The following is a 12,602-nucleotide window of genomic DNA, read 5'->3' as shown; positions in this document are numbered from 1 at the left end:
CATATGCTGAGGTTTCTCCATTGCATCTTTCGGTCAACTCCAACGCAGCAAACTCCTTAGCTGGCGAGGAACCGCTCGCAAGGTCGAAGGTGTCGGAGAAGCCTTCAGCCGCATGCGCCGACACCTCGCCTGGACCGCCGACTATGGCGATCTATTCCGAGCCGTACCGCTCTTCCTGAACCCCCTGTCCCCCGCCATGAACGCTTCCAGCATGTAAGGAACCAGCGCAGCCGCATCGACCGTCTCCCCGTAGGTCTGCCCATGCAGTGCGGCATAGCGGTCGAGGTCCGCTTTGAGGCTGGCCGGGCACGTGAAGGTGATCTTGGTGCTGTCGGTCCTCGGCAGCGGCCCCAGCCGCAGCTTGCGGCGGTTCTGCGACGCACGCGCGGCACTGCTGCCACTGCCGCGCGCTTCGCTCTTCCCGCTGTCGTTGGCCTGGACGCTGTCGTTGCCTTGGGTCATTGCGATGCTCCCTGTGGTTTGCCATTGGCGAAGAAGATCGGCTGGTACGGCCGCAGCACCAGGTCCCGGTTGACGATGATGCGTACCGGCAGCCCAGGACGCGCCGTCAAGGTGGATTGCACGTTGAGGTTCCGGCGGGTCAGCTCCTGCCCCACCTGGTTCACGGAGTCCTGCAGCCCATCCCGGCCGGCGATGACGATGCGGTTGCCGTCCTGGCGGTGCTTAGGCGCGGCCAGTTCGGCTCCCACGCCCAGCAGCGTGGTGAGCGCCGCGCCGGCCAGCAGGCGGTCCCAGTGCCGGTCCACACCATCCTCCAGGCCCGCGTGTCCTGCCGGATCGGTGCCCACGAGGTTGTCGAGCGTGAGCGACGACGTGTCGGGCAGGATGATGCGGTTCCACACCACTTGCAGGCGGCTCTGCCCGTAGCTGACCTGGCTGTTGTAGCGGCCGAAGATGCGCGAACCCTGCGGGATGAGCAGGTGCTGGCCCGTGGCGGTGTCGTACACAGGTTCGGTCACGATGCCGATGACGTCGCCGGGCAGGTCCGAGCGGATGCCGGTGACCAGGGCGGCAGGGATCACCTCTCCGGCCATGACCTGGTACGGCGATGCGGGCATATGCAGCTTTCCGGAATTGTGGGTATCCGGCGTTCCGGATTTCAGGCAAGCCTCTTTCTGGTCCTGCCGGTTCTGTACGGTAGCGGGATCGTTGGCCTGCGGCGCGATCGAAGCCGGTCCTGCGGCGAGCGGATCGAAGGCCGCGAGCGCGGACGCAGGCGGCGCCGCAGCGCCCATGGCAGGCGGCGCTGCGGAGGCCACGGCCGTCCCCGGACGGTTGTTGCCGGTGCGGAAGAACACCGACGATCCCGCAGCGGCTTCGGCCTCCTTGCGCAGCGCGTCCCGCTCGGCCGCCGCGGCGTCCTGGCCAGGCGGCGAGTAGGTCGCCACCGTGGGTTGCTGCTGCGACTTGAGGATGGCCGGCCCCAGATCGCCGGGCAGCGGTGGCCCCAACTCAGGCACCTTGGAGGCAGCCGGCGGCAGTTGCGAGTAGTCCTTCGGGAGCGCGTCCAGCCCATCGGATTTGGCGATGCGATCGACGTTGTAGAGCTCGGGCTGTTCGGTGGCTGCGCGCCGCTGCGGCTGCAGAGACCACATGAGCGCGCCGAGCACGGCGGCGGAGAGGCCGCCGATCAGGACCGCGAGCGTGCGGCGGTTGAGCCGGGTCACGGCGCGCGGCTGGGCGCGCAGCGCGACGGTCTCCGGCGCCACCTTGGCGGGCCGCTGCGCGGCGCCGCTGTTGGGCAGGTCGTCCTGAACCATGTCAGTTCCTCCGCTGGCCATCCGTGCGTTCGATGCGCACCACCTCGCCCTCGCCCGCTTTGCCGTCCGCGCTCTTGCCGCCTCCCAGGCGCAGTTCGGCCGCGCCGAACAGGCGATCAACGACGTAGTACGGAGAGCGGAAGCGGTAGTTCACCAGTTGCGCATCGCCCTGGGCGCCGATGACGAACAGCGGCGGCAGCTCGCCCTGCGCGATGCCGGGTGGGAACTGGATGTACACCTTCTGCCCGTCATCGAATGCACGCAGCGGCTTCCATGACGGATTGCTGCCGGTGATCGCGTAGCGGAACCGGATCTGCTCCAGCGAGAGACCGGCATCGACCGGCGCAGCCGCCTGCGCGGCCTGGGCCTGGCGCTTCAAGGCCAGCATGCGGTCCTTGGGATAGTCCCAGGAGACGGACGCCATCCACGCCTTCTCGGTGGAGGTCAGCTCCAGCAGATAGGTGCGGCGGCTGGTCTTGATGACGAGGTTGGTGTGCAGGCCCGCGCGGATGGGCTTGACCAGGATGCTCACCCGCTGCTCGGCGCCGCTGCCGCTGGTGGTGTCCCCCACGATCCGGCGCACGGTGTCGCCCGCGGCCACGGTGACCAGTTCCTCACCGGGCTGCAACGCGATGTCGGTGACGCGCCCTGCGGCCGTGTACACCTGGTACAGGGCGCCATCGGTGTAGGGCCACACCTGGATCGCGTTGACATAACCCTCCCGCGTGGGCGCGACGCGCGCCTCGGCGTTGGCGCGGGAGACGCGCACCGCCTCATCCGCCGGCTCCGGCGGTGGCTTGGTCTCATCGGCAGCCGGCAGCGGCTTCATCTGTGCCGGCATGGGCAGCACCTTCGGCACCTCCACCACTTCGACAGGCTTCGGCGGCTCGGGCAGCGGCTGCGCCTGCACCGGCTCGTCGAGCGGGATACGCGGCGCGGGCCGGCCCTGCGATGCGCAACCGGCCAGGGTGACCATTGCAGCAAGCACGGATGCGGAAATACGGAAACACGATTTCATGGCTTGGCTCCTTCGGGGGCATCGAGTTCACGGCTCCACGAGAGGCCGTTGACGTAGATACCCAGTGGGTTCTTGCGCAGCTTCTGCTCGGTCCGCGGAGGCTGCAGGACGATGGAGACGACGGCGGTCCAGCGCTCGGTGCCGACCGGCGCGCCGTTGGCGAAGCGCTGTTCGGTCCAGCGCACGTTGAACGAGGAATCGCTGGCGCGGACCACGCTGGCGATCTGCACGGTCACCGACTCCTTGCCGACACGCGCGAACGGGTCGTTGGAGCGGGCGAAGTCGTTGAGCACGCCGGCCCCCTTGTCCGTGGTGTAGCTGTAGGCATCGAGCCAGTTCTGTCTCACCACGACCGGATCGACGGACAGCGAGCGCACACGGGTGATGAACTGCGCGATGTGGAAGGCGATCTGCGCGTCGGTGGGCTGGTACGGAGTGACCGCCTCGCCCACGGCGCGCACGTGCTCCTTGTCCACTTCGACGACGTAGGGTGTGACGAGCGACTGCGTGGAATGCCAAATGCGGTCGCCGGCCAGCGCGAGCGCCAGTCCGAGGCATCCGAAGGCCATCAGACGCCAATTCCTCGCCTGCACGCGGGCCGAGCCGATGCGCTCGTCCCAGGCCTGTGCCGCGGCCTGATAGGGGGTGGTGGGCTGCGGGGTGTCGCCGTACCGCACCCGCGGTCGTTTGAATCGCATGGGAAAACCTCCTTATGAATCGGGATCGAGACGCGGCCCTTGGGAAGATCCGCCTCCATCGCCGCCGCGCAGCGCGTTCGCTGCGGTGCCGGCGGCATGGCCGAGTTGCTGGCGGCGGTGCATCCGCTTCGCCCAGGCGGGCTGCGGTGGCGGATCGGTGCCGCGTGCGGGAGCGTCGGCACCGGCGTCGCCGCCGACACTGCCCGCGGCTCCGGTATCAAACGCTGCAGCCATGCGCTGCTCGAAGGACTGGACACCAGCCGCCGCCCTCCTGCCCGCCGCGCGCATGCCGGCACGCGCGACCTGCCCGAGACCGGCGGCGGTGCCTTCCGGGCCGCCGCCAGCGGCAGCGGAGCCGGCGCGGAAGATGGACTGAGCCCGGCCCGCTGCCCCGGCCGCTGCGCTGGCCCCGCGGTCGAGTGCGCGGGCCGCAGCCGGCGCCATGCGCGCCCCGGCCGCAACGGCACTGCCCACGCCGGTCGCTGCAGCGCCGATGGCGACGGCGGTGCCTGCCGCGCCCACCGCCGCGCCCGCCATGGCACCCGCTCCCAGCTGCGGCGCGCCGGACACCAGCCCGGTGGCGATGCCCGGGCCGAAGATGCCCAGTGCCAGCAGCGTGAGCGAGGCGAGCATGATGACCAGGGCGTGGTCGATCGAGGGTTCGTCGGGATGCACCTGAAACTCGGCGAACAGGCCCGTGCCGATGCCCACGATCACCGCCAGCACCAGCACCTTGATGCCGGAAGACACGACGTTGCCGAGGACTTTTTCGGCGAGGAACGCGGTCTTGTTCCACAGCGCGAACGGCACCAGCACGAAGCCGGCGAGCGTCGTGAGCTTGAACTCCACCAGCGTGACGAACAACTGCACCGCGAGCACGAAGAAGCACAGGATGACGGTGAGCCAGGCCAGGAACATCACGACCACGGGCGTGATGTTGATGAAGACGTCCGGGAATCCGGCCATCTCGCTGACCTGCTCCAGGATGGGCGCCGCCGCATCGATGCCGACCTTCGCCAGCCTGCCCGGCTGCAGGAAGTTCTCCATGCTCATGTCCGTCCCGCTGGCCTGCAGCCCCAGGCCAGCGAACGAGCGAAACACGATCCCCGCCAGCTGATTGAAGTTGCCCAGGATGTAGGCGAAGGCCCCGACATAGAGCACCTTGCGGATCAGCCGGGCCATCACGTCCTCGCCCTGTCCGGAGGCATGTCCCAGCGCCCAGTACAAGCCGGCGAGCGTCATGTCGATCGCGACCAGCGTGGCTGTGAGATACGACACCTCGCCCTCCACCAGGCCGAAGCCCGAATCGATGTAGCGCGAGAAGGTGTCGAGGATGCGGTCGATGATCGTGACGTCATTCATGGCACGGCCACGTCGGTGGTTCAAAGGTCGCGGGCAGCGGCGGAATCTCGGCCAGCGTGCGGTACTCGCCCGCATCGCTGCGGCCGGACAGCAGCCGCTGCAGGTCGGCGCGCTCTACGCGCTCGCACAGCTCGTCGCTGGGACGCCCTGGCGGCGAGCCATGCATGCAGCGCGTGCGCAAGGTGTCGAGCAATTCGGCGTCGCCGGCCAGCGCGTCCACCGACGGCAGTTGCGGCACGCCGCAACCGGAGAGCGCGGCGCCGAACAGGCACAGCACGAAGAGCACAGATATGCGTGACATTGCGCGGCCTCCCATCAGCGGCTGTAGAAGTCCACCGGTTGCGGGGTGTACGCCGTACCGCTGCCGAGGAAGCGGCGCGTGATCTCGCGCCCGCGTTCCGCTGCAGCCGACTGCCGCGCCAGCTCCAGCGAGGCCGCGCGGTCCTGCGTGATCTGCAGTTGCTGCGCCTGGATGGACTGCTTGGCCTGCAGGGCCAGCAGCTGGTTGGTCGCCTGCATGGCCTGCAGCGCACCGGTGGCCGATTGGCTCTGGTTGACCAGGTCGGCCAGTGCGCTTTCGTCGTCCCGCAGGTTCTGCGAGACCTGCGCCTGCATGCGCATGGCGGTGTGCAGGCCGTCCAGGGTGTTCTTCCAGTGCTCGCGCGCATCGCGGTACATCTGGTCGCCGCTGACCGTGGCGGCGTATTGCTGCGGGTACAGCCGCGCGAACTCGCGGTCCATGTTCTGCACGTCGTAGGCCAGGCCCTGGGCCTCGGCGATGAGGCGCTCGGTGGTGGCGAGCGTGGAGCGCAGGCGGTTGACGACGCTGAAGTCCAGCTTCGCGAGATTGCGCGCCTGGTTGATGAGCATCTGTGCCTCGTTCTGCAACTGGCGGATCTGGTTGTTGATCTGCTCCAGCGTGCGGACGGCGGTGAGCGTGTTCTGCACCAGATTGGTCGGGTCCAGCACGATGTCGCCGACACCGAACAGCGCATGCGCGGGCTGCGCGGCGCCGAGGGCGAGGATGCAGGCGGCCGTGAGGGCCGCGATCTTGGGCGTGTGGCTCTTCATGGATGTCTCCTATCAGTGGGTGGTGGCGTGAGCAGTGCCGGGTGCGGCGCCCGGGTACTCGCGCAGCAGGTCGGCCGCCCAATCGAGGCGGTGATGGCGCAGCCAGGCGCCCGCGAAACCGGGCGTGCCGTGCTCGGCGAGGACGCTGTCGATGTCGCGCTGGTCCTGCGGCGTGGATGCGCCGGCGAAGGCCAGCGCGACCGGCCCCAGGTCGAGATCGAACAGCCGGTTGCCCAGGCGCGACTGGTAGTAGTAGTCGCGCTTGGGAGTCGCGTTGGCGACGATCTCTATCTGCCGCGCGTTGAGGCCGAAGCCTTGGTAGATGCCGCGGATCTGCGGCTCGGTGGCCTGCGGGTTGGGTAGGAAGATGCGACTGGCGCAGCTTTCGATGATCGCGGGGGCGATGCTCGAATCCTGGATGTCGGCCAGCGACTGCGTGGCGAACACGACGCTGACGTTCTTTTTCCTGAGCGTCTTGAGCCACTGGCGGATGCGCGCGGCGAAGGCCGGCTCGTCGAGGAACAGCCAGGCCTCGTCCAGGATCAGCAGCGTCGGCGCCCCATCGAAGCGCTCGTCGAAGCGTGCGAACAGGTAGCGCAGCACCGCCTGCACCGCCGCGCGGCTGTGCATCAGCTCCTCCATCTCGAAACACTGCACTTCGGCAGTGCCCAAGCGGTCGCGGTCGGCATCCAGCAGGTGGCCGTGCGTGCCGCCCAGCACGTAGGGCGCGATGGCCTGGCGCAGCGCGTTGGACTGCAGCAGCACCGACAGGCCCGTCATCGTGCGCTGCTCCACCGGGGCGCCAGCCAGGCTGCCCAGGGCGGACCAGATCGCGGCCTTCTCGTCGGGGCCGACAGGCGCTCCCTCATGCAGCAGCCGGCCCTCGACCCACTCGGCCGCCCAGGCGCGATAGCTCTCCTGATCGATGCGTGCCAGCGGCTGGAAGGCGACGCCGACGCCAGGGCGATCCGCGGCCTCCGCACCAAGCTCGTAGTGCTCGCCGCCCAGGCCGAGCACCGTGGCGCGCAGCGAGCGCCCCATGTCGAACACGAAGATGCGCGAGCCGCGGTAGCGACGGAACTGCATCGCCAGCGTGGCGAGCAACACCGACTTGCCCATGCCGGTCGGGCCAGCGACCAGCGTGTGCCCCACGTCACCGATGTGCGTCACCAGCCGGAACGGCGTGGCGCCATCGGTGCGCGTGACGATCAGCGGCGGGCCGCCGAGGTGGTCGTTCTTCTCGGGCCCGGCCCACACGGCCGAGACCGGCATCATGTGCGCCAGATTCAACGTGGACACGATCGGCTGGCGCACGTTGGCGTAGGCATTGCCGGGTATGGACGACAGCCACGCATCCACGGCGTTGAGCGTTTCCGGGATCGTGACAAAACCCCGCGCCTGGATGGCGCGCTCCACCATGCGCTGCTTCTCGTCGGCCACGTCCGGATCGGCATCCATTACCGTCACCGTGGCGGTGAAGTAACCGTAGGACACGTGGTCGCTTCCCAGTTCCTGCATGGCCGCGTCCGCGTCCGCAGCCTTGTTGCTGGCATCCGTATCGACCAGCGGCGTCTGCTCCTGGAAGATCGTTTCGCGCAGCAGTGCGACGACGCTCTTGCGTTTGCTGAACCATTGCCGGCGCAGCCGTCGCAGCTCCTTCTCAGCCTCTGCCTTGTCCATGCAGAGATACCGCGTGGACCAGCGGTAGGCGATTCCAAGCCGGTTGAGGTCGTCCAGCACGCCGGGCCAGGTGGACGACGGGAATCCGCGCACGGACACGACACGCAGGTGCCGGTCGCCCAGCATGGGCGCCAGGCCGCCCACCAGCGGGGAATCGGCCAGCAGCGCGTCCAGATGGAACGGCACCTCCGGCACGGCCACTGGATGGCGCCGCGTGGAGACGGTGGCATGCAGATAGGCCAGCGTGGCCGCATCGTCCAGCCACACGATCTCGGGCATCACCCCATCGAGCAAATCGAAGACACGATCGGTCTCCGCCACGAAGGCCTGCAGCCGCTCGCGCCAGTCCACGCCATCACTGGCGTGATGCTCGTACAGCAGCCTGGCCGCTCGTGCGCGCGACTCCTCCGCAGGCAGATAGACGAGTGTCAGGTGGTAGCTGCTTTCGTAGTGGCTGCCCGATTCCTCGAACGCGGCGCGGCGCTCCTCGTCCACGAGCCACGACAGCGGCTCAGGGAACACGGAGGAAGGGTAGCCCGCGGCGCGCAGCCGCTCGGCCTCGATGAACAGCGCCCACCCCGATCCCATCCGGCGCAGCGCGTTGTTCAAACGCGCCGACGTAGCGATCAATTCGCCCTGTGTCGCGCTGTCCAGGTCGGGCCCGCGGAAGCGCGCAGTGCGCTGGAAGGATCCATCCTTGTTCAGTACCACGCCGGGAGCGACAAGCCCGGCCCAGGGCAGCCAGTCGGCCAGCATCGCCGGCCGCTTGCGGTATTCGGCAAGGTTCAGCATGCCGGCCCCCTACACGTCCAGCAGTGGCTGGTGCTTGATGTGGCGCGCGAACACCTCCGTGAACTGCGGGTCCAGCCTCGCGCCCCACACCGCCAGGGAATGCCCGGCGATCCACAGCAGCAGCCCGGGTAGCCAGAGCTGCAGCCCCATGCCCACCGCGGCGGCCAGCGTGCCGTTCGCGATGGCGACGGCGCGCGGGGCGCCGCCCAGCAGGATCGGCTCGGTCAGAGAGCGGTGCAGCGGTACCTCGAAGCCCGGCAAGGCGTCCTGCTCCGTGCCCGGCGCTGCGTCATGGGCCGCCGTCATACGACGGCCCCGCCGGAGAAGCTGAAGAAGGACAGGAAAAACGACGACGCGGCGAACGCGATGGACAGGCCGAAGACGATCTGGATCAGCTTGCGGAAGCCGCCCGCCGTGTCGCCGAACGCGAGGGCCAAGCCCGTCGAGATGATGATGATGACGGCGACGATGCGCGCGACCGGGCCCTGGATGGATTCCAGGATCGACTGCAGCGGCCCTTCCCACGGCATCGACGAGCCGGCGGCCTGCGCCGCGCCGGCCAGCCCCAGCAGCAGGACCGCGAGCGCAAGGCCACGCACTGCTGGCACAGTGAGGTGATCTGGCCGCGTGGACCGGGAACGCGGATGTACGGAATTACGGAAGGCAGGAAGATGCGCCTGCGTCATGGCAGTTCTCCAGATGGTTCAGTGGATGGGGAGGAATCCGGCGGAAGCTCCGGAAGCGGGGTTTCCAGGGCGTCCGCCAGTTGGTAGCCCGAGCCGTCGAAGCCGACGACCCGGGCAATGCTTTCGACGCGGCGCTTGCAGCCGCGTCCGGAGATGTGGATGACGACGTTCACCGCCTCTGCGATCAGGGCGCGTGGGGCGTTCAACGCCACTTCGAGGATGAGTTGTTCCAGGCGCAGAAGCGCTCCGTGCGCGGAGCCGGCATGGATGGTGGCTATGCCACCCGGATGCCCGGTGCCCCACACCTTGACGAGGTCCAGCGCTTCGCCGCCGCGTACCTCGCCAACGACGACGCGATCAGGCCGCAGACGCATCGCGGAGCGCACCAGGTCCGTCATCGAGACCACGCCAGCCCGCGTGCGCAACGCCACGTGGTCGCGTGCCAGGCACTGCAGTTCCACGGTGTCTTCCAGCACCAGTACCCGGTCGCCCGTGGCGGCGACTTCCGCCAGCAGCGCGTTGGCCAGCGTGGTCTTGCCGGTGCTGGTGCCGCCGGCGATCAGGATGTTCTGCCGGTCGCGCACGGCACGGCGCAGGAAGTCCGCCTGCTCCGCGCCCAGAATGCCATCGGCCACATAGCGCTCCAGGCCGATGACGTGCGCGGCGTGCTTGCGCAGCGCGAAGACCGGTGCCGGCGATGCCGGCGGCAACACACCCTCGAAGCGCTCGCCCGTCTCCGGCAACTCGGCGCTCAGCAGCGGCCGATCGCGATGCACCTCCGCGCCGACGTGCGTTGCCACGAGGCGGATGATGCGTTCCCCGTCGGCCTCGGACAGTTCGACCCCCAACGGCACGCGGCCGCGGGACAACCGGTCGACCCATAGGGAGCGGTCGGGATTGAGCATCACCTCCACCACGTCAGCATCGGCCAGCGCGGCGCCGATCACCGGCCCCATGGCGGTGCGCAGCATGCGCACGCGGCGATCGAGCGTGGTTGCCGTCGGAACACCAGCCGCGGGCATCACGACGCGCGCTCCTTCACCTCGGCCGCCGCCACCGCATCCTTCATGCGCGCGGTGTCGGGCTGCATTTCTCCCACGACGTCGCGCACCAGGCTGCGGCCACGCAGCAGATGTCGGGCCAATTGCTCCACGAACTGCTCGAAGCGCGCCCTGCCCTGCGCGCGCGCCGCCTCCTGGTGGGCCTCGGGGAGCGACGTGCTGACGGTCAGGAAGTAGCGCACGTACAGCGCCAACGTCTCGATCAGGATGGCCTGGTCGCGCTCCAGTCGCTCCAGCTGCCGCGACAGGCGGTCCAGGCGCTTGGCGATGGCGGCTTCGCGCTGTTCGCCCGCATCCGTTGACAGCCAGGATGCCAGCGCCGCCGCGACGATGGAGGACTTGGATACCCCCTTCTTTGCCGCCAGCTCATCGAGGCGCTTGGCGTGTTCGGGTTGAACGAAAAGGTTGAGGCGGTGTTGGGTCATAGGTCGATTCCGTCGTCAGGGTCGAGTGAGGCAAGCCGGGCCGTGCGCTGCATGGCCGGATCGAGCTGGCCGGGGAGCGGCAGCGGCGTGTCTTCGTCGTCGAGCAGCGAGAGGTCGTTCGCGACCGCGTCCAGTTCGGGGGCGTAGGCGACCTTTTCGGCGAGCTCTGGCTGTCGGCGCGGGCCACCGTCATCCGCGCACGCCAAGCCGTGCGTGGAATCGGAAGCGGGTGCCGCGGGCGTTGGGGGAATCGCCAGTTCGCTCCAGTCGTCCGGGCGGGCTGGCGGCGCGTCGGCATAGCGCCCCATGGCCAGCGCCGGCGGCGGCAGTACGCGCCGCCGGAAGTTGGCGTCCGCGTAATAGCGCAGCTTCTTCGCCTTGATGGGCGGGCTGCTGCCGACCATGACCACCGCCTCGTCGGGCGGAAGCTGCATCACCTCGCCAGGCGTGAGCAGCGGCCTTGCGGTCTCCTGGCGGGACACCATCAGGTGGCCGAGCCAGGGCGCAAGCCGATGGCCTGCGTAGTTGCGCTGCGCGCGCAACTCCGTAGCCGTGCCCAGGGTTTCGGAGATGCGCTTGGCCGTGCGCTCGTCGTTCGTGGAGAACGTCACCCGCACATGGCAGTTGTCCAGAATCGAGTGGTTCTGCCCGTACGCCTTGTCGATCTGGTTCAGCGACTGCGCGATGAGGAAGCTGCGGATGCCGTAGCCGGCCATGAAGGCCAACGCCGTCTCGAAGAAGTCCAGGCGCCCCAGCGCCGGAAACTCGTCGAGCATCAGCAGCAGCTTGTGCCGGCGCTCGATTCCATCGGAGCCGTCCAGCGATTCCGTCAGCCGCCGTCCGATCTGGTTGAGGATCAACCGGATGAGCGGCTTCGTGCGCGAGATGTCCGACGGCGGCACGACCAGATACAGCGATACCGGATACTCAGCGGAGATGAGGTCGGCAATGCGCCAGTCGCAGCGCGACGTCACTTCGGCCACGGTGGGATCGCGGTACAGGCCAAGGAACGACATGGCCGTGCTCAGCACGCCGGAGCGCTCGTTGTCCGACTTGTTCAGGACTTCGCGTGCAGCGGAAGCGACGACCGGATGCGGGCCATCGCCGAGATGCGGCGTGGTCATCATCCGGTGCAGCGTCAGCTCGAACGGGCTGGCCGGGTCGCTGAGGAAGTTGGCGACGCCGCGCAGCGTCTTGTCCTGCCCGGCGTAGAGCACATGCAGGATCGCGCCGACCAGCAGCGCGTGGGACGTCTTTTCCCAGTGATTTCTGCGTTCGAGCGCCCCTTCCGGATCGACCAGGATGTCCGCGATGTTCTGCACGTCGCGCACCTCGTGCGCGCCGCGTCGGACCTCTAACAGCGGGTTGTAGGCCGCAGAAGCGGCGTCCGTAGGGTTGAACAGCAGACAGTGGCTGAAACGGCTGCGCCAGCCCGCGGTGATCTGCCAGTTCTCGCCCTTGATGTCGTGGATGACGGCGGACGCCGGCCAGGAAAGCAGCGTAGGCACCACCATGCCAACACCCTTGCCGCTGCGCGTCGGGGCGAAGGTCAGGACGTGTTCCGGGCCCTCATGGCGCAGGTACTGGCGGTCATGCTGGCCGAGGAACACGCCGGCCGGCTCGGTGAGGCCGGCTTTGCGGATGTCCTCCGCGTTCGCCCAGCGTGCCGATCCATACGTCGTGACCAGGCGCGACTGGCGGGAGCGCCAGACCGACATCGCGATGGCGACCACCACGGCCAGCAAGCCACTGCCGCCGGCGATCGCGCCTCCGATGTCGAAGATGCGCGAGGCGTAGGCGTCATAGAAGAACCACCACTCGAAGAGGCGCCACGGGTGATACACCGGCGTGCCGTAGAGGTCGAACCAGGGCGAGCCCAGGCGTACCTGATAGCCCAGGGCCGCGGCAGTCCATTGCGTCGCACCCCAGACCCCGGCAACCACCATGCCGAGGACCATCGCGACCTGTCCGAACAGCACCCCTTGACCCTGCATTCCTGCCTCCACTTCTCCTTGCGTACCCGGCACG

The 12,602-nt window shown here is 68.6% G+C and carries 13 protein-coding genes; all 13 read right to left on the bottom strand.

The features are described 5' to 3' along the window. Window positions 1-141 precede the first annotated feature (141 nt). Window positions 142-360: a DUF2274 domain-containing protein gene (locus tag AB3X07_RS10475; protein ID WP_369944716.1), complete on the bottom strand. Its 219-nt coding sequence runs from the start codon at window positions 358-360 to the stop codon at window positions 142-144. 98 nt (window positions 361-458) lie between these two features. Continuing rightward, window positions 459-1,781 (bottom strand): TrbI/VirB10 family protein, encoded by a 1,323-nt coding sequence (locus AB3X07_RS10470; RefSeq protein WP_369944439.1) that lies wholly within the window; start codon window positions 1,779-1,781, stop codon window positions 459-461. A gap of 1 nt (window position 1,782) precedes the next feature. After that, window positions 1,783-2,799 (bottom strand): P-type conjugative transfer protein TrbG, encoded by a 1,017-nt coding sequence (trbG, locus tag AB3X07_RS10465; protein ID WP_369944438.1) that lies wholly within the window; start codon window positions 2,797-2,799, stop codon window positions 1,783-1,785. Then, window positions 2,796-3,497: a conjugal transfer protein TrbF gene (trbF, locus tag AB3X07_RS10460; RefSeq protein WP_369944437.1), complete on the bottom strand. Its 702-nt coding sequence runs from the start codon at window positions 3,495-3,497 to the stop codon at window positions 2,796-2,798. Before trbF ends, trbG begins: the two co-directional genes overlap by 4 nt. A 12-nt stretch (window positions 3,498-3,509) precedes the next feature. Further along, on the bottom strand, window positions 3,510-4,859 hold the full coding sequence (trbL, locus tag AB3X07_RS10455; RefSeq protein WP_369944436.1) for a P-type conjugative transfer protein TrbL: 1,350 nt from the start codon (window positions 4,857-4,859) through the stop codon (window positions 3,510-3,512). Beyond that, window positions 4,852-5,160 (bottom strand): hypothetical protein, encoded by a 309-nt coding sequence (locus tag AB3X07_RS10450; protein ID WP_369944435.1) that lies wholly within the window; start codon window positions 5,158-5,160, stop codon window positions 4,852-4,854. Before AB3X07_RS10450 ends, trbL begins: the two co-directional genes overlap by 8 nt. Window positions 5,161-5,174: 14 nt before the next feature. Then, on the bottom strand, window positions 5,175-5,930 hold the full coding sequence (gene trbJ / locus AB3X07_RS10445) for a P-type conjugative transfer protein TrbJ (protein WP_369944434.1): 756 nt from the start codon (window positions 5,928-5,930) through the stop codon (window positions 5,175-5,177). Between the two features lie 12 nt (window positions 5,931-5,942). Continuing rightward, complete coding sequence (gene trbE, locus AB3X07_RS10440; protein WP_369944433.1) at window positions 5,943-8,402, bottom strand: conjugal transfer protein TrbE; 2,460 nt, start codon at window positions 8,400-8,402, stop codon at window positions 5,943-5,945. A gap of 9 nt (window positions 8,403-8,411) precedes the next feature. Further along, entirely contained in the window at window positions 8,412-8,708 is a 297-nt protein-coding gene (locus AB3X07_RS10435) for a VirB3 family type IV secretion system protein (protein WP_369944432.1), read from the bottom strand. Further along, window positions 8,705-9,088, bottom strand: coding sequence for a TrbC/VirB2 family protein (locus tag AB3X07_RS10430; RefSeq protein WP_369944431.1), 384 nt, complete (start codon window positions 9,086-9,088; stop codon window positions 8,705-8,707). The genes AB3X07_RS10435 and AB3X07_RS10430 overlap by 4 nt, the downstream gene beginning before the upstream one ends. Further along, complete coding sequence (trbB, locus tag AB3X07_RS10425; RefSeq protein WP_369944715.1) at window positions 9,085-10,110, bottom strand: P-type conjugative transfer ATPase TrbB; 1,026 nt, start codon at window positions 10,108-10,110, stop codon at window positions 9,085-9,087. Before trbB ends, AB3X07_RS10430 begins: the two co-directional genes overlap by 4 nt. Then, window positions 10,110-10,574: a CopG family transcriptional regulator gene (locus AB3X07_RS10420; RefSeq protein ID WP_369944430.1), complete on the bottom strand. Its 465-nt coding sequence runs from the start codon at window positions 10,572-10,574 to the stop codon at window positions 10,110-10,112. The genes trbB and AB3X07_RS10420 overlap by 1 nt, the downstream gene beginning before the upstream one ends. Beyond that, window positions 10,571-12,568, bottom strand: coding sequence for a conjugal transfer protein TraG (locus AB3X07_RS10415; RefSeq protein WP_369944429.1), 1,998 nt, complete (start codon window positions 12,566-12,568; stop codon window positions 10,571-10,573). Before AB3X07_RS10415 ends, AB3X07_RS10420 begins: the two co-directional genes overlap by 4 nt. Between the last annotated feature and the right edge of the window lie 34 nt (window positions 12,569-12,602).

The organism is Xanthomonas sp. DAR 35659 (genome assembly GCF_041242975.1).
GTDB lineage: Bacteria > Pseudomonadota > Gammaproteobacteria > Xanthomonadales > Xanthomonadaceae > Xanthomonas_A > Xanthomonas_A medicagonis.
The sequence above is the reverse complement of the archived record's forward strand: the minus strand, read 5'-3'. Positions and strand labels throughout refer to the sequence as shown.

Excerpts from the sequence above, each read along its gene's own strand:
- AB3X07_RS10470 (WP_369944439.1), bottom strand. The coding sequence starts at position 1,781 with ATGGTTCAGGACGACCTGCCCAACAGCGGCGCCGCGCAGCGGCCCGCC.
- trbG (WP_369944438.1), bottom strand. The coding sequence starts at position 2,799 with ATGAAATCGTGTTTCCGTATTTCCGCATCCGTGCTTGCTGCAATGGTC.
- trbF (WP_369944437.1), bottom strand. The coding sequence starts at position 3,497 with ATGCGATTCAAACGACCGCGGGTGCGGTACGGCGACACCCCGCAGCCC.
- trbL (WP_369944436.1), bottom strand. The coding sequence starts at position 4,859 with ATGAATGACGTCACGATCATCGACCGCATCCTCGACACCTTCTCGCGC.
- AB3X07_RS10450 (WP_369944435.1), bottom strand. The coding sequence starts at position 5,160 with ATGTCACGCATATCTGTGCTCTTCGTGCTGTGCCTGTTCGGCGCCGCG.
- trbJ (WP_369944434.1), bottom strand. The coding sequence starts at position 5,930 with ATGAAGAGCCACACGCCCAAGATCGCGGCCCTCACGGCCGCCTGCATC.
- trbE (WP_369944433.1), bottom strand. The coding sequence starts at position 8,402 with ATGCTGAACCTTGCCGAATACCGCAAGCGGCCGGCGATGCTGGCCGAC.
- AB3X07_RS10435 (WP_369944432.1), bottom strand. The coding sequence starts at position 8,708 with ATGACGGCGGCCCATGACGCAGCGCCGGGCACGGAGCAGGACGCCTTG.
- AB3X07_RS10430 (WP_369944431.1), bottom strand. The coding sequence starts at position 9,088 with ATGACGCAGGCGCATCTTCCTGCCTTCCGTAATTCCGTACATCCGCGT.
- trbB (WP_369944715.1), bottom strand. The coding sequence starts at position 10,110 with ATGCCCGCGGCTGGTGTTCCGACGGCAACCACGCTCGATCGCCGCGTG.
- AB3X07_RS10420 (WP_369944430.1), bottom strand. The coding sequence starts at position 10,574 with ATGACCCAACACCGCCTCAACCTTTTCGTTCAACCCGAACACGCCAAG.
- AB3X07_RS10415 (WP_369944429.1), bottom strand. The coding sequence starts at position 12,568 with ATGCAGGGTCAAGGGGTGCTGTTCGGACAGGTCGCGATGGTCCTCGGC.